This window comes from Sphingomonas sp. BE138, assembly GCF_031456125.1.
Taxonomy (GTDB): Bacteria; Pseudomonadota; Alphaproteobacteria; order Sphingomonadales; family Sphingomonadaceae; genus Sphingomonas.
Map to the genome: position 1 here is coordinate 392,565 of NZ_JAVDUC010000001.1, position 21,184 is coordinate 413,748.

General features: G+C 69.9%; 19 protein-coding genes. 8 read left to right on the forward strand and 11 right to left on the reverse strand.

The genetic code is table 11. The annotated features are described in order from the left end of the window. Window positions 1-108: 108 nt before the first annotated feature. The 8 genes from J2Y58_RS01680 to J2Y58_RS01715 all read right to left on the reverse strand — a co-directional run bounded on the left by J2Y58_RS01680 (window position 109) and on the right by J2Y58_RS01715 (window position 11,209). Window positions 109-1,053 (reverse strand): rhodanese-related sulfurtransferase, encoded by a 945-nt coding sequence (locus J2Y58_RS01680; RefSeq protein WP_310097754.1) that lies wholly within the window; start codon window positions 1,051-1,053, stop codon window positions 109-111. Next, window positions 1,053-1,853, reverse strand: coding sequence for a LytTR family DNA-binding domain-containing protein (locus J2Y58_RS01685; RefSeq protein ID WP_310097757.1), 801 nt, complete (start codon window positions 1,851-1,853; stop codon window positions 1,053-1,055). The genes J2Y58_RS01680 and J2Y58_RS01685 overlap by 1 nt, the downstream gene beginning before the upstream one ends. Next, entirely contained in the window at window positions 1,853-3,013 is a 1,161-nt protein-coding gene (locus tag J2Y58_RS01690) for a histidine kinase (protein WP_310097760.1), read from the reverse strand. Before J2Y58_RS01690 ends, J2Y58_RS01685 begins: the two co-directional genes overlap by 1 nt. Window positions 3,014-3,107: 94 nt before the next feature. Then, a complete protein-coding gene (locus J2Y58_RS01695) occupies window positions 3,108-5,651 on the reverse strand; it encodes a TonB-dependent receptor domain-containing protein (RefSeq protein WP_310097763.1) in 2,544 nt (847 codons plus the stop codon). A gap of 184 nt (window positions 5,652-5,835) precedes the next feature. Further along, the gene (locus tag J2Y58_RS01700; RefSeq protein WP_310097766.1) at window positions 5,836-7,062 is read right to left on the reverse strand and encodes an ABC transporter permease; all 1,227 of its coding nucleotides are present in this window, start codon (window positions 7,060-7,062) and stop codon (window positions 5,836-5,838) included. After that, entirely contained in the window at window positions 7,059-8,000 is a 942-nt protein-coding gene (locus J2Y58_RS01705) for an ATP-binding cassette domain-containing protein (protein WP_310097769.1), read from the reverse strand. Before J2Y58_RS01705 ends, J2Y58_RS01700 begins: the two co-directional genes overlap by 4 nt. Before the next feature lie 71 nt (window positions 8,001-8,071). Next, window positions 8,072-9,433 (reverse strand): HlyD family type I secretion periplasmic adaptor subunit, encoded by a 1,362-nt coding sequence (locus tag J2Y58_RS01710; RefSeq protein ID WP_310097773.1) that lies wholly within the window; start codon window positions 9,431-9,433, stop codon window positions 8,072-8,074. A gap of 3 nt (window positions 9,434-9,436) precedes the next feature. Further along, entirely contained in the window at window positions 9,437-11,209 is a 1,773-nt protein-coding gene (locus tag J2Y58_RS01715; RefSeq protein ID WP_310097776.1) for a type I secretion system permease/ATPase, read from the reverse strand. A gap of 343 nt (window positions 11,210-11,552) precedes the next feature. On the opposite strand from J2Y58_RS01715, the gene J2Y58_RS01720 reads away from it, so the two are divergent. The 3 genes from J2Y58_RS01720 to J2Y58_RS01730 are packed head-to-tail and all read left to right on the forward strand — an operon-like array spanning window position 11,553 to window position 13,727. After that, window positions 11,553-11,876 carry an iron transporter gene (locus tag J2Y58_RS01720; protein ID WP_310097779.1) on the forward strand — a complete coding sequence of 108 codons (324 nt, stop codon included), beginning with the start codon at window positions 11,553-11,555 and terminating at the stop codon, window positions 11,874-11,876. Beyond that, entirely contained in the window at window positions 11,873-13,441 is a 1,569-nt protein-coding gene (locus J2Y58_RS01725) for a PepSY-associated TM helix domain-containing protein (RefSeq protein WP_310097782.1), read from the forward strand. The genes J2Y58_RS01720 and J2Y58_RS01725 overlap by 4 nt, the downstream gene beginning before the upstream one ends. Further along, window positions 13,434-13,727 carry a hypothetical protein gene (locus J2Y58_RS01730; RefSeq protein ID WP_310097785.1) on the forward strand — a complete coding sequence of 98 codons (294 nt, stop codon included), beginning with the start codon at window positions 13,434-13,436 and terminating at the stop codon, window positions 13,725-13,727. Before J2Y58_RS01725 ends, J2Y58_RS01730 begins: the two co-directional genes overlap by 8 nt. 4 nt (window positions 13,728-13,731) lie before the next feature. On the opposite strand, the gene J2Y58_RS01735 is transcribed toward J2Y58_RS01730, so the two are convergent. The 3 genes from J2Y58_RS01735 to J2Y58_RS01745 all read right to left on the reverse strand — a co-directional run bounded on the left by J2Y58_RS01735 (window position 13,732) and on the right by J2Y58_RS01745 (window position 16,142). Then, window positions 13,732-15,033, reverse strand: coding sequence for a cation:proton antiporter (locus J2Y58_RS01735; RefSeq protein ID WP_310097787.1), 1,302 nt, complete (start codon window positions 15,031-15,033; stop codon window positions 13,732-13,734). A gap of 69 nt (window positions 15,034-15,102) precedes the next feature. Next, window positions 15,103-15,477: a hypothetical protein gene (locus J2Y58_RS01740; RefSeq protein ID WP_310097790.1), complete on the reverse strand. Its 375-nt coding sequence runs from the start codon at window positions 15,475-15,477 to the stop codon at window positions 15,103-15,105. Further along, window positions 15,474-16,142, reverse strand: coding sequence for an EI24 domain-containing protein (locus J2Y58_RS01745; protein ID WP_310098341.1), 669 nt, complete (start codon window positions 16,140-16,142; stop codon window positions 15,474-15,476). The genes J2Y58_RS01740 and J2Y58_RS01745 overlap by 4 nt, the downstream gene beginning before the upstream one ends. An 87-nt stretch (window positions 16,143-16,229) precedes the next feature. Between J2Y58_RS01745 and J2Y58_RS01750 the strand changes: the two genes are divergently transcribed. From J2Y58_RS01750 to J2Y58_RS01770, 5 genes are all read left to right on the forward strand, one after another. Further along, the gene (locus J2Y58_RS01750) at window positions 16,230-17,222 is read left to right on the forward strand and encodes an adenosine kinase (protein ID WP_310097793.1); all 993 of its coding nucleotides are present in this window, start codon (window positions 16,230-16,232) and stop codon (window positions 17,220-17,222) included. Between the two features lie 108 nt (window positions 17,223-17,330). Next, window positions 17,331-19,748, forward strand: coding sequence for an ATP-dependent helicase HrpB (gene hrpB / locus J2Y58_RS01755; protein WP_310097795.1), 2,418 nt, complete (start codon window positions 17,331-17,333; stop codon window positions 19,746-19,748). Window positions 19,749-19,804: 56 nt separating this feature from the next. Then, on the forward strand, window positions 19,805-20,245 hold the full coding sequence (locus tag J2Y58_RS01760) for a copper chaperone PCu(A)C (RefSeq protein WP_310097797.1): 441 nt from the start codon (window positions 19,805-19,807) through the stop codon (window positions 20,243-20,245). Between the two features lie 39 nt (window positions 20,246-20,284). Then, window positions 20,285-20,746: a vgr related protein gene (locus tag J2Y58_RS01765; protein WP_310097800.1), complete on the forward strand. Its 462-nt coding sequence runs from the start codon at window positions 20,285-20,287 to the stop codon at window positions 20,744-20,746. Continuing rightward, window positions 20,743-21,183, forward strand: a complete 441-nt coding sequence (locus J2Y58_RS01770) for a hotdog fold thioesterase (protein WP_310097802.1) — start codon at window positions 20,743-20,745, stop codon at window positions 21,181-21,183. The genes J2Y58_RS01765 and J2Y58_RS01770 overlap by 4 nt, the downstream gene beginning before the upstream one ends. Window position 21,184 lies beyond the last annotated feature (1 nt).

A 21,184-nucleotide genomic window follows, 5' to 3' on the forward strand; every position in this document is an offset into this window, starting at 1 on the left:
GGCTGGTGTGCCGTCTCCGGCCGCCGCCTGATCTTTTCTCGTCTCGTCACCCCTGCTCCGCCGGAGCGACGAGAAGGTCGGGAGTGAGCAGACGTCGCGGCGGCGACGCTAGCCGAACACCCGTCCGACATGCGCCTCGCCGCGCGCGGCGGCGAGCAGCTCCTGCCGGTGGCGCTCGGCATAGCCGGCGCGTTCTCCAGCCGTGCGCGTGTCGTGGCACGCCGGGCAGCTCTCCCCCTCGACATAGCGAGGGGAGGCGCGGTCGGCCTCGCTGACGGGCATCCGGCACGCATGGCACAGCGTATGCGTGCCGGGGGTCAGGCCGTGCGCGACCGCGACGCGCTGGTCGAAGACGAAGCATTCGCCCTGCCAGGTGCTGTCCGCTTCGGGCGTTTCCTCCAGATAGCGCAGGATGCCGCCGTCGAGATGGTGGACCTGCTCGATCCCTTCCGCCTTCAGGAAGGCGGTGGATTTTTCACAACGGATGCCGCCGGTGCAGAACATCGCCACGCGGCGCTTGCCGGCCAGAAGCTCGTCGCGATGCGCGCGGAACCACGCCGGAAAGTCGGCGAACCCCGCCGTCCCCGGATCGACCGCGCCTGCGAACGTTCCGACCGCGACCTCATAGGCGTTGCGGGTGTCGATCACCAACGTCTCCGGATCGGCGATCAGCGCGTTCCAGTCTGCGGGCGCGACATAGGTGCCCGCATCGGTCAGCGGATCGACGGCGACGCCCATCGTCACGATCTCGCGCTTCACCTTCACCTTCAGCCGGTGGAAGGGCGGCGTCGCGGCGCGCGCGTATTTGAGCGACGGCTCGGCGCAGCCCGGCAGCGTGCGGATGTGCGCGATCACCGCCGCGACGCCGCCGTCCGGTCCGGCGATCGTCCCGTTGATGCCCTCGGTCGCGAGCAGCAGCGTGCCCTTCACGCCGTGGTCGCGGGCGCACGCGAGCAACGGTTCGCGCAGCGCATGCGGATCATCGAACCGCGCGAACCGGTACAGCGCGGCGACGGTGACCGGCAGGTCGGCGTTGCTGCTCGGAACCGGCATCAGTGGACGAAGCGCGCTACCACGTCGCGGTAACTGCGGCTGACCTTCACGTTCGCCCCCGAATCGAGCACCAGGAAGCATTCGCCGTTGGTATGCGGTCTCACCTGCTTGACCAGGTCGAGGTTGACGATTGTCGAGCGATGGATGCGCTGGAAACGGCGCGGATCGAGCCGCTTCTCCAGATCCTTCATCGTCTCGCGCAGGATCAGGTTCCGATCGCCGGTGTAGATCACCATGTAATCGCCCGCCGCGTCGATCCGCTCGATCGTGTCGACGTCGACGCGGAAGATCTGGCCCTGGTCCTTGATGTTGATCATCTTCTCGAAGCGGCTGGCGTTCACCGCGTCGCCGCCGTCCGCCATTTCGGCGGCCGCCTCCGGCGCATGTTCGGCCAGCGCCTCCTTCAGCTTTTCCGCCTCGCCCGCGCTCTGCCGCTCGGAGAGCCGCTGCCGCACGCGGTCGAGCGTGTCGGCGAGCCGCGACTCCTCGACCGGCTTCATCAGGTAATCGGTCGCCTGCGCCTCGAACGCGCGGATCGCATGATCGGAGTAAGCGGTGACGAAGACGAACAGCGGCGGCTCGACGTCCATCAGGCCCTGCACCACCGAGAAGCCGTCGAATCCCGGCATCTGGATGTCGAGAAAGACGAGGTCGGGCTTGTGGGTCTTGATCGCGCTGATCGCCTCGCGGCCGTTCTGGCACTTGGCGATGATCTCGACGTCGTCGTGCACCGCCAGGCGTAGCTCCAGCCCCTGGATCGCAAGCGGCTCGTCGTCGACGAGGATGGTACGAATCGTCATCACACCTCTCTATTCGGTACTTCGAGCTGGTACGGGATCTCGATCTCGACCCCGAACCCGCCCGTCGGCATGGCGCGCACATCGAAGCGGTGGTCCGGCCCGTAAGCCTGCGCCAGCCGCTCCCTGATATTGGCGATGCCAACGCCGGTTGAAAGGGATGGCCGGCTTTTCGTGGGCATCAAGCCCGGTCCGGTATCGGATACGCCGAGCAGCACCCTGTCGCCGACGAGCCGCACCGCGATGCAGATTTCCGCGCCGTCCTCTTGCGGCGTCACCGCATATTTGATCGCATTCTCGACCAGCGGCTGGAGCAGCAGCGACGGCAGCCGCGCCTTTTCCGCGGCGGGATCGATGTCGAATTTCGGACGGAGCCGGTCCTCGAACCGCATCTTCTCGATATCGAGATACAGCTTCAGCGTCTCGATCTCCTGCGCGACCGTGACGTGCGCGGTGGGCTCGTTGGCGAGCGTGTAGCGCAGGAACGACGACAGCCTGCTCAGCATCGCATTGGCCCGCTCGGTCTGTTTCAGCAGCACCAGCGTCGAAATCGAGTTGAGCGTGTTGAAGAGGAAGTGCGGGTTCAACTGGTAACGCAGCATCGCGAGTTGCGCCGAGGACGCCTGGTTCTCCAGATGCAGGTTCTGGTCGATCTGGTCCTCGAGGATCAGGTAGAAATTGATCCCGAAGTACAGCGCCGACCAGCCGGCGAGCACCGTGAAGCTGAGGAACAGCGCGGCGAGCAGCGTCGACATGTCAACGCCGGGCTCGGCACGGATGATGAGGCTGAACGAGAAGGCGTAGAGCGTCGCATAGAGGAACGCCGCGGCGGCCAGCGTGAACACCGACAGCAGGATGCCGGTGACGCGCGGCAGTTGCCGGTAGAAGCCGTAGAGCGTCGAGAGCAGCAAGGTGATGCAATAGCCGATGATCGATTCGGTCAGCACCGACAGGATCACGTTGAGCGAGGCATTGCTGCTGAGCGACGAGACCGAGCGCAGAACCAGATAGCCTGTCCAGCCCGCCGCCTGCAGCTTCCAGAAGGCCGACGCCTTGTTCTCGAAAAACGGCCGCACGAACAGCGGGCGCTCCGGCGTGCCGGCATAGGCCGAGGGGGCGGAGGGGGCAGGAGCCGCGGAGACGTTGGTCACGGAAGTCGCCATCCCGCTCCCTCTACACGGCCCGGGCAGCGGGCGCAAAAAGAAGGGCCGCCGTTCCGGGAGGAACGGCGGCCCGGGCTTGCGCCAGGTGCTTGGGTCAGAAGCCGATCTGCAGCGTCGCGCTGACCGTGCGCGGCACGCCGACCTGCACGAACGGCGCGCTGCCGCCGACACCGGTCGTGCCGACGAGGTTGGTGCTCGCACCTCCGATGTAGCCGACGAAGAAGTCGTCGAACAGGTTCGAGACGTTCAGCTGGATGAAGGTGTTCTTGGCACCGAACTGCTCCAGCGAAATGCGTGCATCGAGATCGACGATGTTATAGGCCGGAGCCTTCGCACCGAAGATCTGCGTTCGCGCACCACCGGTCGCGATCGAAACCAGCGGCAGGTTCAGGTCGTTCACCCAGCGCGAGCCGGTGTACTTGTACTGCGCGCCGAGCTGTACGGGGCCGAGCGACGCCTGCACGCGGGTGCCGGCAAGCCACTTCGACACGCCCGATTCGAACTTGCCGGCGGTCGGCAGGAAGTATTGCGCGTTAACCGCGGTGCAGCCGTATGATCCGACGCTGACCGCCACCGCATTGCAGGTGCCGCCCAGCAGATCGTTCTTGATCTCCGAGTTGAGGTACGAACCAAACACGTAGACGTTCAGCTGCTTGACCGGCGAGTAGGACACGGCCGCATCAAAGCCGTAACGGTCGACCGGGCCGAGGTTGCGGGTCACGCTCTCGCCCAGTTCGGCGTCGAACGCGGTACCGATGCGGTTCTGGAACTTGATGTACCAGCCGCTCAGCTGCGCCTGGATGCGCGACGACTTGTAGCGGAAGCCCAGGTCGAAGCTGTCGGTGGTTTCCGGTGCGGGCTCGCTGCCGCCCGTGCCGGTCGGAAAGTAGATCGCGTTGTAGAGCTGATCGGTGCCAGGCACCGAAAGGCCCTTGGCGTAGCTGGCGAAGACGCTCGCGGTCGGCGTGAAGTTGTACGACAGACCGATGTTCGGCAGCACGCGATTGTAATTATAGTTGCGGTCCTGCGGCAGGCGAGCCGTGGGGGTCGCTGCCTGGTACGCCGCCTGATACTGCTGCGGAATGCAGTCGACGTTACCACCCGCCGAGGTGGTGTAGCAATACTGACGCAAGTCGCGGCTGAAGAACGGCACGCGCACGCCGATGTCGGCGACCAGACGATCTTCAAAGAATTCGCCGCGATACTGGCCCGAGATCTGGTGCAGAGTCGCGAACGAGCGGCGGTCGCGCTTCTGAACGACATTGCCGTTCAGGTCGGTGACCGGATCGTTGATCGGGAACACGTCGAACGGCGTACCGCCGTTGTCGACGAACCCGGATTCACCGGTCTGACGGTGCCAGGCACGATCGAACGTGTAGGCGAGGCGAACGCGATGATGCTCGTTGAAGTCGTAGATCAGGTTAGAGATCACCATGTACCGGCGCGTGCGGGTCTGGCTTGGTGCGATCAGCCGAACGCTGTCGAGGACATCGCCGTCACCGTTCAGGTCACGCCCGAAATAATAGGCGTTGCCGATGAAACCGCCGATCCGGGTTGCGGAGGCGCCGGTGCCAACCGTGCGCAGCGTCTCCAACCCGGCCACGGTGCCGCCGCCGTTCGCCTTCACGTACTGGAAGCTGGGATCCACCGTCAGGACCAAACCATCGGCCAGCGTGAAACGCGAATTGCCGCGGATGTTGCCGGTGTTCGACGGGTTGAAGCGGCGGTCGAATTCGGTGCCGCAGCTGTTCGGCGCATCGGCCACACCCGCGCGCGCCGCCGAGACGGTGCACGGATAATTCAGGTTCAGGCTCGAGGAGTCGTAGTTCGTCGGGAAGGTGTTGCCGAGCGCGAACGAGCCGAAGAAGTTGTTGCGGTTCTCGTTATAGTGGCCGGCGATCGAGATGAAATCGTCACCCGAGAGCGGTTGATAGATACGCCCGTTATACTGCTGCTTTTCCACGCGGCTATAGTCGTTGAACGGGCTCTTGTAACGCGTCCACGAGGCCGAGCCGAACGCCTTGGTGCCGAACTTCGTGAACTCGCCGGTGTCGATCATGCCGAAGGCGCGCACGAAGTCGAAGTCGCCGTGCGAGAAGCTGGCGAGTGCGTTCAGCTTGTCGTCGGGCATCCGCGTGCGGATATTGATCGTGCCGCCGACTGCCGAGGCGGTCGGGCTGTCGACATCGGTGGCGCCCAGGTTGACCGAGGTCGAGCCGATGATCTCCGAGTCGACCTGCTGGTTGGTGTAAAGCGCGTAATTGCCGCTGTCGTTCAGCGGAATGCCGTCCAAGGTCTGCGAGATGCGCGACGAATCGAAGCCGCGAACGCGGAAGTTGCCGCCGCCCGAGCCATACGGATCGTTCGACTGGTTGCTGACGCCCGGCACCAGGTTCAGCATCTCGTTGATCGATTGGCCGGGGCGCTGGCGACGGATCAACTCCTCGCCGATGATGACCGTGGCCTTCGGCTGGTCGGGAATGCGGATACCGCCAACTTCCGGATTGACGGTGCCCGTGACCACGATGTCCTCGGTGGTGTTGCCTTCGAACTCCGTGGAGGCCGTCGACTGCGCGAACGCCGCGCCCGGAAGGATGAGCGCGACAACGGCGGCGCCGCAGAAGAGCTTGTTCCGCATGTAAATTCCCCTTTGAGCCCAACAGGCTTGCGATTTCGAGAGCCGGCATCCGATCGCCGATGCCGCGCCCCTGACCGGCAAATATGTCGGCTACGTGACAACCGTGGAGATCATCAAGACCGCCCCAAACTTCACCGTAGGCCGTTGCAAAAAAGCGACAGCGCGGCTGACTTGCGTCGGTTAATCAGCGTCGCGCGAGCAGCCGCCGCCACGCCGGCTTCGCATTGCCCGATTGCAGGACCCCGCGGCGGAACAGCCGCGCGCCGACGGTGATGAAGATCGCGACCCACAGCAATTGCCACGCCAGCGCCGCGGCGTGCGGCCACAGTGCCGTGTCCGCCGCCGCGCGGCCGGCCATGGCGAACGGGGAGGAGAGCGGGAAGATCGTCGCCGCCGTCGCCAGCCAGCTGCCCGGATGCGACACCGCGGATGAGGCCAGACCAAACATCGCCACCTGCACGATGGTGATCGGCAGCGACAGCATCTGCACCTCGCGCATCGTCGATGCCTGCGCGCCCACCCCCAAGAACACCGAGCCGAGCAGCAGGAAGGCGGTGGTGAAATAGGTCGCGAACAGAAGGGCGAACGGCACGACGCCGATCGCGGGGCGCAATTGCTCCAGCGCGCCGCCCATGTCGCCGGGCAGCAGCATCTCGACCTGGCTGAGCACCACGGCCCAGAACGTGACGAACAGTACCGCGACGCCGTACATGCCCAACAGCTTGCCGAGGAACACGCTTTCCAGCGGGACCGCGGCGGCGAGAATTTCGATGACCTTGTTGTTGCGTTCCTCGGCCATCGTGCCGACCACCTGTCCGGACAGGAACAGCGTCAGGAAGAAGATGCCGAAGACCGCGAAGAAGGCCGCGGCGTCGCGCCCGCTGCGCGACGGCGCGTCGGTGACCACCCGCTCCAGCCGTGCGGCGGGCGGGATGCTGCCGGCTCGCTCGAACAGCGCCGCTTGCCGCGCGACCGCCGCCAGGTAGCGCGCGTCCTGCCGGCCGCCCGCGCCATAGGCGATCACGGGACGGTCGAGCGAGCCGTAGAGGATCGCGGTGACGTCGGCGTCGCGCGCGGTCAGCGCCGCGCGGGCTGCGCGCTGCGGGTCGGCGGCGGGCGGGCGCAGCGCCAGCACCGGAGGGCTGGCGTCGGTGCCGAACAACCCGCGTAGCTGCGCATCGGCGCCGTGCAGCGCCGGGGCGGTCGCGATCGGCAGCATCGCCACCAGCCGCACCTTGTCGGTCGAGCCCTGCGAGACCGAGGCCGCACCCATCCCGCCGATCGCCCCGAACGACGCCATCAGCACCGGCGCGAACAGGAACAGCAGGAAGATCGGCGTGAACACCGTCGCCTTGAAATCGCGGCGCGCGATCGTCAGCGTCTGGCGGATCGGCCGGCGCAGCGGGCTCATGCGGCTCGCTCCGCTTCGGGCACCGGCGACCCGGCGGCGGCGCGGCCGACGATGCGGACGAAGGCGTCGTGCAATCCCGGGCGCTCGATCGACAGCCCCTTGATGCCATAGCCCGCCGCGATCAGGCGCGTGAGCAGTCCCTCGATTCCTTCACCGGGCAGTTCGAATCGCCAGCCCTCGCCGCGCGGCAGCGCGTCGGGGGGCAGCATCTGCGCCAGCCGCGCGTCGGGGTGGTTGGGGACGTAATCGACCTGTTGCGGCAGCAGCGCGCGCGCCGCGTCGACCGTTCCCTCGAACCGGCGCCGGCCGCCGGCGATGATCGCCAAGCGATCGCACAACCGCTGCGCATGCTGCATGACGTGGGTGGAGAAAAGGATCGTCGCACCGCGGTCGCGCTCGGCAAGGATCAGCGCTTCCAGCCGTTCCTGGTTGACCGGGTCGAGGCCCGAGAACGGTTCGTCGAGCACGAGCAGGTCGGGGCGGTGCACCACCGCGCCCAGCAGCTGGACGATCTGTGCCATGCCCTTGGAGAGCTTGCGGATCTTCTCGTCTACCGCATGGCCGAGTCCGGCGGCCTCCAGCAGCTCGGCCGCGCGCGTGCGCCCGGTCCGCTGGTCGAGTCCGCGCAGCGCGCCCATGAACGCCACGGCGTCGCGCGCGGTCATCGAGGGATAGAGCCCGCGCTCCTCCGGCAGATAGCCGACGCGGTCGCCGGCATCGCGCGGATGGTGCGCGCCGAGCAGCGTGCGCGTGCCGGCATCCGGCTCGATGATGCCCAGCGTCATGCGTAGCGTCGTGGTCTTGCCCGCGCCGTTGGGGCCGAGCACGCCGTAGATCGCGCCGTGCGGCACGGCGAGGTCGACGCCGTCCACCACCCGCCGCTCGCCGTATCGCTTCACCAATCCGTCGGCGATGACGGCATATCCGGTCGATGCCACGCGTCGTGCCCCCTGTTCGCGGCAGAGCCTAGCGGGGCGGCACCGCGCCGCCAACCGCTATCGCGGTGCGATCAATGCTCGCGGAACGACGCCCAGAAGCTGCCGACCAGCGGCTCTAGCGCGTAATCCAGCGCGGTGCGCGGGCGCAGCGGGATCAGCACCTGCGCGGGCATGCCGGGACGCAGCTTGAACTGCTCGCCGCGGAACCTGGCCAGCACGTGCAGCTCCTGCGGCGACACGGTGACCTCGCCGGTGAAATAGCTGATGCCGCTCTTCTCGTCGGTGAAGCTGTCCGCCGACAGCCGCGTCAGCGTGCCGTTCAACGGCGGGATGTCGCGCTCGTGCAGGCTGGGGAACTTCACGCGCGTCAGTTGCCCGACCTTCAGGTCGTCGGCGTCGTCGGGCGAGATGCGCGCCTGGATGCGCAGCTGCGCCTGTTCGGGAACGATGTCCATCAGCTTCTGTCCCGGCTGGATGACCCCACCCGGCGTGAACACGGTCAGCCCGACCACCGCACCGGTCGCGGGCGCGCGGATCTCGGTGCGCGCCAGCTGCTCGCGGGCCGCACCCAGCTTCGGCAGCAGCTCGCCCAACCGTACCTCGACATCGCGCAGGTCGGCGGCGGTACGTTCGGAGAAGGTACGCTCGGCCTCGATCCGCTGGATCTGGCTCTCGCGCGCCGCCTCGCGGGTCTGCGCAACGCTGGCGGCATATTGCCCGCGCTGCCCCTGCAATTCGGCGCGCATGCGCTCCAGCTCGCGCAGCCGCGTCTGCGAGACGAAGCCCTTGGCCGCGACCGGACGCAGCGCGTCGAGCTGCGCGTCGAGCAGCTTCAGCTGTTCCTGCGCCGACACCACCTGTTCGCCATAGCCGCGGCCCTGCTCGGTCGACTGCGCGCCGCGCTGCCCCAGTGCGTCGCGCTGTGCCGACAGCGTCGCGTTGCGCGCGTTCAGCTCGGTCTGCTGGAGCCGCATCGCGAGCCCCGCCTCGGCGCGATCCTCGCCGCCCAGCGCCGCGAACTCGCGCGGCTCGGGCACGCGCCGCTCGCCGAGCTGCTCGGCCTGCAGCCGCGCGCGCTGCGCCAGCAGGCGGATCGCCTGCGATTGCAGCGCCCGCTCGCTGGCATAGACTTCCGGCGAGCCGAGCCGGATCAGCAGGTCGCCCTGCTTCACACGCTGGCCCTCGCGCACGAAGATCTTGTCGACGACGCCGCCGTCGCGATGCTGCACCGCCTGCCGCTGTCCCGACACCGCCAGCACGCCTTCGGCATAGGCGGCCGCGTCCAGCCGGGCGAACGCCGCCCAGCCCAGGAAGCCGAGGAAGAACAGCGCCGCGACGATCAGGCCGTTGCGGATGTCGCGTCGCGGATCGGCGGGCAGGTGGACCTTGTCGTCGGTCACGTCGACGATCGCGGGGAGGGGCAGGGTGGCCATGGCTCAGGCGCTCGCGCTGGGGGCGTTGATCGTGGTGGCGGGGTTTGCGGCGGACGGGCTGGGGACGGCGCGGGGACGCTGCGGCGCGATCTTGGGCAGGACCTCGTCGCGTGGGCCGAACATCTCCACGCGCCCGCCGCGCATCACCAGCAGTTTGTCGACCACCGGCAGGATGCCCAGCTTGTGGCTGACGACCAGGATCGTGTGCCCCGCCTTCTTATAATGGTCGATCGCGGCCAGCAGCGCGGCGTCGCCCTCGGCGTCGAGATGCGCGTTGGGCTCGTCGAGGATCAGCACCGCCGGATCGCCGAACATCGCGCGCGCGAGCGCGACGCGCTGCGCCTGACCCGCCGACAGCCCGCGTCCGCCCGGCTTCAGCTCATGGTCGAAACCATTGGGCAGCCGCTGGATCAGTTCGCGCGCCCGGGCGCGCTCGGCGGCCTTGATCGCGGCGTCGTCGATCGCGGCGGTATCGCCGTCCAGCTCGGTGCGGAACCGCGCGATATTCTCCTTCACCGTGCCCGCAAACAGCGACGGATCCTGCGGCAGATAGCCGATATGTTCGGCCAGTCGCTCCGGATCCCAGTCGGCGGCGTCGGCGCCGTCGATCCGCACGCGCCCGCGATCCGCGCGGATCGCGCCGGCGATCACGCGCGCCAGCGTCGACTTGCCCGCGCCGCTCGGCCCCACGATCGCGATCACTTCGCCGGCCGCGATCGGCAGTGAGACGTCGTTGACGATCGCGCCGTCGCGCGCGTCGTTCAGGACCGTGACGTGCTCCAGCGTCAGCGCGCCCCTCGGCGCGGGCAGCTGCGTAACCGGACCGGCGGATTGCGCCTCGCCCAGCAGCTTGTCGAGTCGCAGATAGCTGCCGTGCGCCTGCGCGATCCCCTTCCAGCTGCCGATCAGCAGCTCGATCGGCGCGAGCGCGCGCGCGATCAGGAAAGAGGCGGCGAAGATCGCGCCGCCCGAGATCTGGTTGTCGATCGCCAGCAGCGCACCCAGCCCGAGCGCCAGGCTCTGCAAGGCCAGCCGCACGAACTTGGTGGCGGTCATGTAATTGCCGCCGGTGAAGCCCGCGCGGGTCTGAAGCGCCAGCATCGCCTCGCGGTAGCGCAGCTGCCGCGTCACCATCGCGCGCCGCATGCCCAGGGCGCGTACCGCCTCCGCGCCGCCCAGCATCGCTTCCTGGCTGGCATAGCTGTTCGCGGCGGCGACCTGCGCGCGCTCCATCGCGCCGCGCGTCGCCTTCTCGTTGCGCCAGGCCAGGAACGGCAGGATCGACCCGCCGATCAGCGCCACCATCCCCAGTGCCGGGTGGACGAGGAAACAGACCGCGACATAGATCGGCGTCCACGGCGCATCGAACAGCGCCAGCACGCCCGGCCCGCTCAGCGTCTGGCGGACCGTGTCGAATTCGCGCAGCGCCTGCCGCGCGACCGGCTGGTCGGGGCGGCCGATCGTCGCGTCGAGCAGCACGGGCGCCAGCGCCGCGTCGAGCCCGACGCCGGCGCGTACCAGCAGTCGGGTTCGAACCCGGTCAAGCAGCGACAAGGTGATGAGCGCGAACAGCAGCACCGCAGTCAGGAACCACAAGGTCAGCCGCCCGTGCGTCGGCACCACGCGGTCATAGACCTGGAGCATGTACAGCGTCGGCGCGATGTAGAGGATGTTGACCAGCGCGGAGAAGCCGAATGCCGCGACCACGTGGCGGCGGCACAGCGCCAGAGCCGCCCGCATCGGGCCGTCGGTAGCGGTCATCAGGTGTGTGCTCATGGAACCGATGCCTAGCATCATCGTTCGTGGATGGCGACGGCTCACGCTTGCGGTGAGCAGACGGCCTTTTTGCGTGCATCGCGGCGATGAAGGTTCACCGTCGCTTAAGTGCAACTAGCAGCAATCGTTAAACAAACACTTGCGAAGCGGTGGCCCGTCGGCGCTGCACCGATCGGCCACGGTCGTCGCTGCGCGTTGCTCATCGCCGATGCGGGTTAGCAGCGCATCACCCGAGTCGCCCGGCAACGATCCGAAACGCTCGGGCGAACCGCACACTATTGCTAGTCACTCGCAATCGCTGCTATGGCGGCGGGCGCAACGGCTGGGAAAAGCGTGGATGTTGATGCAGCGGATCGAGCCGCTTCGGAAGCCGGTATCGCCAGGCCGCCACGGTCGATCGGCGGCCGCTGCGCTGGTGCTGCGTTGCCTGACCGCGTTCCTGGGCGGCTACGCGCTGACCGCCGCGCTCGCCACGCTGGTTGCGCGGCTGCTGCCGCTGTCGCGGGTCGAGGCGACCGTCTGGGCGATGGTGCCGGCCTTTCTCGTTTATGCGCTGGTCGCCTTGTGGTGCTTCCACGAACCCCGCGCCCTCCGAGTCGCGGCGGCGGTGTGGGGCGGGGCGCTCGTCGTGGGCGCGCTGGTGTGGCTGCTCGGGGTGCGGCCGTGACCCGCTCGCTGCGCCAGTCGATGGCGTGGATTCACGGATGGCTGGGGCTGCTCGCCGGCTGGCTGCTGTTCGCCATGTTCCTGACCGGCACCGCCAGCTATTTCCGGCCCGAGATCACGCGCTGGATGCAACCCGAGCTGCCGATGAACCGCAGCACCGCCGATCAGGCGGCACAGGCGGCGGTCGCCGGACTGCTGCGCAGCAATGGGCACGACCAGCAATGGTTCATCCAGTTGCCCGACGATCGCACCCCGCTGACCCGCGTCTTCACGCTCCCGCGCGCGGACGCCGCGCCGGCGCCGGACGCCAACCCGCGCAAGCGTCGCAAGCGCGCCGAGGAGCTGCTGCTCGACCCCGCCACCGGCGCGCCGATCCATGTCCGCGAGACGCGCGGTGGCGAGCAATTCTACCGCTTTCACTTCCAGTTGCAGCTGCCGCATCCCTGGGGGCGGTGGCTGGCGGGGGTGTGCGCGATGTTCATGCTCGCGGCGATCGTCTCGGGCGTGGTGACGCACAAGCGGATCTTCGCCGATTTTTTCACCCTGCGTTGGAACAAGGGGCAGCGCAGCTGGCTCGACGCGCACAACGTCTCGGCGGTGCTCGCACTGCCGTACCACGCCGTCATCACCTACACCGGGCTGATGACGCTGGTGCTGATGTACCTGCCATACCCCATCGCGATCAATTACAAGCAGCCACTCGATTTCGGCCGCGATGCCTATGGCTATCCGCAGGATGCGACCGCAACCGATCGGCCGGCCCCGCTGGTGTCGATCGCGCCCTTGGTACGTGATGCCGAGGCGCGGCTCCATGCGCCGGTGTCGCGGGTCGTGGTGCAGGTGCCCGGGGACGCCGCGGCGACGGTGGCGATCAGCGGCGCGTCGCATGCGAGCCTCAACGCGCGCGCGGCCACAGTCGTCTATTCGGGCGCGACCGGCGCCTTGCTCCAGGCGCCGATGGTCAGCGGTCCCGCGGTGTCGACGGCCGGCGTGATGCTGGGGCTGCACGTCGCGCATTTCGCCGCGCCCGCGCTCCGCTGGGTGTTGTTCGTGCTCGGGCTGGTCGGCGCCGCCATGGTCGGTACCGGGCTTCTGCTCTGGACGACGGCGCGGCGCCGGCCGAGCGCGCGCGCGTTCTTCGGCTTGCGGCTGGTCGAGCGGCTGAACATCGCCGCCATCGCGGGGCTGCCGATCGGCATGGCCTCCTATCTGCTCGCCAACCGCCTGATCCCCGCCGACGCCGCCGGCCGCGCCGACGCGGAGGTGGCGACGATGTTCTATGCCTGGGGTGTGGCCGCGCTGCTGCAACTCGTGCGGCCGGCGCGGCAGGCGTGGACGATGCTGTTCGCGATCGGTGCGCTGGTCTTCGCCGCGGTGCCGGTCGCCAACGCGCTGACCACGTCGCGCGGGCTGCTGGCATCATGGAAGGCGGGTGACGGCGTGTTCCTCGGCTTCGATCTCGCGATGCTGGCGATCGCGGCGCTGCTGGCGGTGGCGGCGTGGCGGGCCGGCCGCCCGCAGGCGGTGCTCGCGCCGCGACGGACAAGGGAGATGGTGCATGTGTGAGGGTGTTCTGCTGTGCGCGCTGGCGTTCGTGTTGCTGGCGGCGGCGTCGTACAAGTTCCGCCGCGACGCCGGCGTCTCGGGCGACCGCGCTGTCCGCGCGCTGCGCAGCGGGGCGGCGGTGCTGATCGCGCTCGCGCTGGTGCGGGTCGGCACGCCGATGGACGGCGAGCGCTGGGTGCGGCTGCTGACCTGCGCCTCGATCGCGGCGGTCGCGGTCGTCCTGGCGCTGTCGGTCGCGCCGGCGGCGGTGTTCTACCCCGTCCGCCGCGCGCTCACCCGCCGCTGAGCCGTTACGAGGCGGCGCGCTCCAGCGTCGCCACCTGATCCGCCTCCTCCAGCGTGCCCAGCTCGCCGCGCGCACGTGCCTTGCGGCCATAGACCGCCTCGAACAGCGGCGAGGCCATCAGCGTCGTCGCGATCGCCATCAGCACCAGCATCGAGAACAGCGCCGGGCCGATGATGCCGCGCGCCAGCCCGATGTTGATGATGATCAGCTCCATCAACCCGCGCGCGTTCATCAGCGCGCCGACCCCCAGCGCGGTGGCATTGTCCTGACCGGTCAGCCGCGCCGCCGCCCAGCATGCGCCGCCCTTCGCCAGCACCGACGCCGCCAGCACGACCAGCGTCACGCCCAGCAGCGCCGGGTCGGCAACCAGCCCGAGCTGCGTGTTCAGCCCCGAGAAGGTGAAGAAGCACGGCAGCAGCAGCAGCACCGTCATCGGCTCCAGCTGCCGCTTCAGCCCCGCGGCGAACACGCCGCGCGGCATGGCGACGCCGAGCAGGAAGCCGCCGAACACCGCATGCATCCCGACCGCGTCCATCGCGAAGGCGGCGAGCAGGAACAGCATCAGCGCGATGCCGGTGTCGCCTTGCCCGATATGACCGATCCGCTCGGCCCGCTCGCCCAGCGGACGAAGCAGCCGCGGCCCGAGGCCGAGCACCACCACCGCGAAGACGATCGCACCGCCGATCGCCTTCACCGCGACCCCCGGCCCGTCCCCGAACGTCGCCAGCACCACCGCCAGCACCGTCCACGCCCCCGCGTCGTCGATCGCCCCCGACGACAGCGACAGCGTTCCCAGCGGCGTGTTCGACAGGCCGCGCTCGTGGATGATCCGCGCGAGCATCGGGAAGGCGGTGATCGCGATGCACGCGCCGGTGAACAGCACCGCCTGCGTCGCGGTCACGCCCGGGCCGAACAACCCGGGGATCGAGCGCAGCCACGGCGCGATCGCGATCGCCAGCACGAACGGCGCGACCATCCCCGACAGCGAGACCGCCGTCGCACTGCGCGCATTGCTGCGGAAATGATCGGCGCGAAAGCCGAGCCCGACGATGAACATGTAGAGCCCGACGCCGAGCTGCGCGACCGCGTAGAGCAGGCCGCGGGTTTCCTTGGGGAACAGCACCGCCTGCCATTCGGGCGCCAGCAGCCCCAGCAGCGACGGCCCGAGCAGCACGCCCGCGATCATCTCGCCGACCACCTGCGGCTGCCCCAGATAGCGTTTGGCCAGCCACCCCACGCACCGCGACGCCGCGACGATCGCAAACAATTGCATGAAGAAGATGACGCTGAGCTGCGCCGGTGCCATCGCGATTCCCCCCTAAGTTTTTCGGGAGGTTAGCGCCGGTCGCCCGTCGCCTCAACGGCGATTGTAGCGCTACCGTCCGCCCGTCCGCCGGTTCAGCGCCGCGACGCAGCTGGCGCGGTCGATGCTGCTGCCGTCGCGCTGGCGCGCGTCCAGCCAGGTGACGCGCGGTTCCGACTGGCCGGCCGAGGGGTAGAGATAGGCGTCGAGGATGCAGATGGCGCTGGAGAATTGCAGCTTGCGCGCGCTGCCCTCGCGCACGTCGGCGTCGGGCGCGCCGAAGGTGCGCGTCAGGTGCGCGGCGTCCTGCCCCATCACCGCCTCCAGCCCCGGCGTCGGCAACGCGACCGGGATCGCGCGCGACACCGCCGGGCGCTGCGCGGTCGTGGTCGCACACCCCGCGAGCAGCGGCAGGAGGAGAGCGGCGGTGGGGACGAGGCGCGTCATCGGCCGGTTCCATGGAAGAGGTGCGTCGCCATCGCCGCACCGATCACCGGCGCGAGGATGTTGAGCAGCGGAACCACGAACAGCCCGGTCGCGGCAAGCCCCAGCACGAAGCGCTGCCCGGCGGTGGCCGCGCGCCAGTCTCGCATCGCCGCAGCGGGCAGGTGCCGCGCCGCCACCATCTCGCCGAGGTCGCGCCCGAGCAGCCAGCCGTTGACGACGAAGAACGCCGCCGCCGTCCCGACGCCGGTCACCAGCAACGCGATATAGACCGGCGTCATCAGCAGGTTGACCGCGACGAACCGCCCCGCCGACGCCAGCCCCATTCGCATCCCGCGCGCGACCGACACCGGGCGCGCGCTCGTCAGCGCGGCCGGATAGTGCCGCCGCTCCACCGCCGCGACGATCGTGTCGGCGAACAGTCCGACGACCAGCACCGCCACCGCGCGAAACAGCAGCCACGCGCCCAGCACCGTCACCACCGTCGCCGCGAGGCCCGCCAGCGCGCCGTGCCACGCCCAGCCCGCGAGCGCCGCGTCGATCCCCCACCACAGCAGCGCGCCCAGCGCGGCGAACACCGCCAGCGTGATCGCCAGCGACATGGCCAGCACGCGCAGGATCGGCGGATCGCCGAGCTGTTGCAGCGAGAGCAGGAACGCGCGCACCATCGGGACGGGATGCGCCACGCTTCGTCGTTGCGCAACCCGCGGCCGCGCTCTAGGCGGGCGCTTTCCGCGCTTCCAGGAACCATCATCTTGACCGAACCCCGCTACGACGTGGTCGCGATCGGCAACGCCATCGTCGACATCCTCTCGCCCGCCGCCGACGACTTCATCGCCGACAATGGCATGACCAAGGGCGCGATGGCGCTGGTCTTCTCGCCGGAGGAGGCCGACGCGCTTTATGCGAAGATGGGGCCGGGGCAGGAGGTGTCGGGCGGTTCGGCGGCGAACACGATCGCGGGGATGGCCGCGCTTGGCAGCGCCTGCGCTTTCATCGGGCAGGTGGCCGAGGATCAGCTGGGAGAGGTCTTCGCGCACGACATCCGCGCCGCCGGCATCCGCTTCGACACGCCGGCCCGCGCCGGCGCGCCGACGACCGGTCGCTGCCTGATCTTCGTGACTCCGGACGGGCAGCGCACGATGAACACCTTCCTTGGCGCGTCGCACTATCTGCCCGCCGAGGCGCTCGACGCCGCGCTGATCCGCGACGCGCGCTACCTCTATCTCGAAGGTTACCTCTGGGACCCCGAGGAGCCGCGTGCCGCGATGCGCGCCGCGATCGACATCGCACGCGCGGCGGGGCGCAAGGTCGCCTTCACGCTGTCGGCGGAATTCGTGATCGACCGCCACCGCGCCGCCTTCCACGAGCTGATCGATCAGGGGCTGATCGACGTGCTGTTCGCCAACGAGGCGGAGATCATGTTCCTGACGCAGACCGACTCGGTCGACGCGGCGGTCGCGGCGGTGCAGGCGAAGGTGCCGCTGGTCGTGGTGACGCTGGCGGAACGCGGCGCGATGGCGATCGCGGGCGGCGAGCGCGTGGTCGTCCCCGCGCAGCCGATCGACAAGGTGGTCGACACCACCGGTGCGGGCGACCTGTTCGCGGCGGGCTTCCTCCACGGGCAGGCGCGCGGAAAGTCGCTGGAGGCATCGTTGACGCTGGGCGCGATCTGCGCGGCGGAGGTGATCCAGCATTTCGGCGCGCGGCCGATCGTCGACCTGAAGGCGATCACCGCCGAGGTTTGAGCCTGACCGTCGTCGCTCCTGCCTGATCAGGGGCGACGGCAGTGTCGGACAGCGGCACCTCGCCCGCCACGGTTCTCAACCTCCCGCCGATCTGCCACAGCACCGCGCGTGAGCACGCTCCCGATCCACGCCGTCCTGCCCGACCTGCTCGCCGCCTTGCGCGCGCGTTCCTCGGCGGTGCTGGTCGCGCCGCCGGGCGCGGGAAAGACCACCGCAGTCGCGCCCGCGTTGATCGGCGAGCAATGGTGCACCGGCGAAGTGCTCGTCACCAGCCCGCGTCGCATTGCCGCGCGCGCCGCGGCCGAGCGGATGGCGGCGCAGGCCGACGAGCCGGTCGGGCAAACCTTCGGTTATGCGACCCGGCTCGATACGAAGCGCTCCGCGGCGACGCGCGTCACCGTCCTGACCGAGGGGATCCTGACCGCGCGGCTGCAGGACGATCCCGAACTGACCGGCGTCTCCGCCATCCTGTTCGACGAAGTGCATGAGCGCAGCCTGGACGGCGACTTCGGGCTCGCGCTGGCGCTCGACGCGCAGGCCGGGCTGCGGCCGGACCTGCGCATCGTCGCGATGTCGGCGACGCTCGACGGCGCGCGATTCGCCGCGCTGATGGATGATGCGCCGGTGATCGAGAGCGAGGGGCGCAGCCACCCGCTCGACCTCCGCCATATCGGGCGCGCGGCCGAGGCGCGGATCGAGGAGGCGATGGCGTCGGCGATCCGCCGCGCGCTGGCGGAGGAGCAGGGCGGGGTGCTCGCCTTCCTCCCCGGCGTCGCCGAGATCGAGCGGACCGCCGAGCGGATCGGCGAATTGCCCGGCGTCCGGATGCATCGGCTGCACGGCAGCCTTGATCCCGCGGCGCAGCGCGCAGCGATCCGCGCCGAGCCGGACGGCGCGCGCAAGCTGGTGCTGGCGACCTCGATCGCGGAGACCAGCCTCACGCTCGACGGCATCCGCGTGGTGGTGGACAGCGGGCTGGCGCGCCGCCCGCGCTACGACCGCGCCGCCGGCATGACGCGGCTGGTCACCGAGCGCGCCAGCCAGGCGGCCGCGACGCAACGTGCCGGGCGTGCGGCGCGGCAGGGGCCGGGGGTCGCGTACCGCCTGTGGGAAGCGGCGGGCACGGCCGGCAGCCCGCGCTTCGACCCGCCCGAGATCATGGAGGCCGATCTGTCGGCGCTGGTGCTGGCGTGCGCGATCTGGGGCGTCGCCGATCCGCGCGCGCTCCGCTGGCTCGACGCGCCACCCGACGCCGCGGTCGCGGAGGCGCGCGCGCGCCTGGCGACGCTGGGTGCGGTGGACGAGGACGGTCGCCCGACCGCGCACGGCCGCCGCATCGCCGCGCTGCCGATGACGCCGCGGCTCGCGCACATGCTGCTGGCGGCGGGCGACAAGAGGCTGGCCGCCGAGATCGCGGTGTTGTTGCAGGAACGCGGGCTCGGCGGTCAGGACGCCGACCTCGAATCGCGGTTGCGGCGCTGGCGGGGCGATCGCTCGGCCAAGGCGGAGAGTGCGCGGGCGCTGGCGCGGCGCTGGGCGGCGATGGCGGGGCACGACGGCGTCGGGGACACGATCGCGGCCTGCGTCGCTTTGGCGTTTCCCGACCGGGTCGCGCGCCGCCGCGATGCGAGCGGGGAACGCTGGGTATCGGCGGGCGGGCGCGGCTTCCGGCTTGACGCCACCGCGCCGCTCGCCCGCGCCGAATGGCTGGCGGTCGCCGAGACGCAAGGCATGGCGGCGGGCGCCCGCATCCTGTCCGCCGCGACGATCGACCCGGCCGACGTCGAGGCGCTGTTCGGCGACCGGATCGAAACGCGCCGCACCGCCGCCTTCGACCCCGCGACCGGCGCGGTGCAGCCGCTGCGCGAGCGGCGCATCGGCGCGATCCGGCTGTCGAGCGGTCCGGATCCACAGGCCGATCCCGCGGTGCTGGCGTCTGCGCTCGTCGAGGGCGTGCGCACGCATGGCCTCGATCTGCTGCCATGGTCGGGCGGGGCCAGCACCTTGCGGACGCGCGCGGCCTATGCGGGCATTCCGCTCGACGATGCGCTGCTGCTGGAGCGGCTGGACGAATGGCTGCCGCCGCTCGTCGCCGGCCGCCGACGGCTGGACGCGATCCCGCCGGGCGCGCTGACCGGCGCGCTGCGCGATCTTCTCGGCTGGGACGCGCTGCGCCAGATCGACCGGCTGGCGCCGCCCGACTTTACCAGTCCGGCCGGCTCGACCCACGCCATCGACTATGGCGCGGAAGCGGGGCCGACCGTCGAACTGCGCGTGCAGGCACTGTTCGGGCTTGCCGAGCATCCGGTCGTCGGTGAGCGGCGCGTGCCGCTGGTGCTGTCGCTGACCTCGCCGGCGGGGCGCCCGATCCAGACGACGCGCGACCTGCCCGGCTTCTGGCAGGGCAGTTGGCGCGACGTGGCGCGCGAGATGCGCGGGCGTTACCCGCGCCATCCCTGGCCCGACGATCCCGCCGCCGCGGCCCCGACGTTGCGCACGAAGAATGCCGACGCGCGAAGGCGTTAGCTTGCCGGGGCGCCGAGGCGCACCTACACGGGGCGGCGACAAACGTGGGAGATGTGATGGACCGCCGCTGGACGATCGCGCCGTTGCTCCTGGTGGCCGCCTGTTCGGCACAGCCGCCGACGCCGGTGGCGGGCGAGGCCTATGTCCGGCTCGCCGCGGTGCCCGGGCGACCGGCGGGAGGCTATTTCGTGATCCGCGGCGGCGCGAAGGACGCGACCCTGATCGGGGTCGAGGCGGCGGGCGTCGCACGCGCGGAACTGCATGGCAGCCGCATGACCAGCAACGGCATGGTCACGATGGAGTCGCTGCGCACCGTCCCGGTGCCGGCGCGCGCCACCGTGTCGTTCGCGCCGGGCGGGCGGCACGTCATGCTGTTCGGCATGCCTGCGACCGCCACGCCCGGCGCGACCTTGCCGCTGACGCTGCGCTTCGCCGACGGGCAGACCACGCGCGCCGATGCGCGGGTGATCGCGGCGGGCGATGTCGCGCCCGAGTGAGCTGCGCGTGAGGACCGTCTCCACGACGTTGCGCTGCTGATGGCGACGCGCGGGCTTACCGAGGCGGAGGTGACGCTCGCCCGGTCGGTATACGGCGATGCCGTCGATTACGCCGCAGTGCGGCTGGCGCATCGCAAATGGGCGTTCTTCCAGCCGCGCGACGTCGTGATGGCACCGCGCGGCTGCATCCACTTCCACCCGCACGGCGACCTGTGGTGCGAGGATTTCGGTGCCGCCTCGCTCGACCGGCAGGGGCTGTTCATCCACGAGATGTGCCACATCTGGCAGCATCAGCGCGGCGTTTTCCTGCCGCTGAAGCGTCATCCGTTCTGCCGCTACGATTATACCATCCGCCCCGGCTGGCGGCTGGAGCGCTACGGAATCGAGCAGCAGGCGGAGATCGTCCGTCATGCTTTCCTGCTGCGGCGCGGTGCCGTGGTGCCGGGGGCGCCGCCGCGCCCGCAATATGAATCGATCCTTCCGTTCGGAGATACCGCTTGAGCATCTGGCATGCCCCCGTCGATCTGGCCGCGCTGACGGCCGCCTGCGCCGGGTCGATGCCCGGGCTGCTCGGGATCGAGTTCGTCGAGGTCGGGGGCGACTGGCTGCGCGCGCGGATGCCAGTCGACCAGCGGACCCGCCAGCCGCACGGGCGGCTGCACGGCGGCGCGTCCGTCGCGCTGGCGGAGACGGTCGCCTCGGTCGCGGCGATGGCGACGCTCGATCCCCTGCAGTCCGCTGCGGTGGGCATGGAGATCAACGCCAACCACCTGCGGCCGGTCGGTGCAGGCTTCGTCTACGCCACCGCGATCAGCGAAGCGCGCGGCCGGTCGTCGCAGGTCTGGACGATCCGTGTCACCGACGACACCGACCGGCTCGTCTGCCTCGCCCGGATGACCGCGGCAGTGATACCGGCGGTGCGCGGCGCCGTTATTTAGG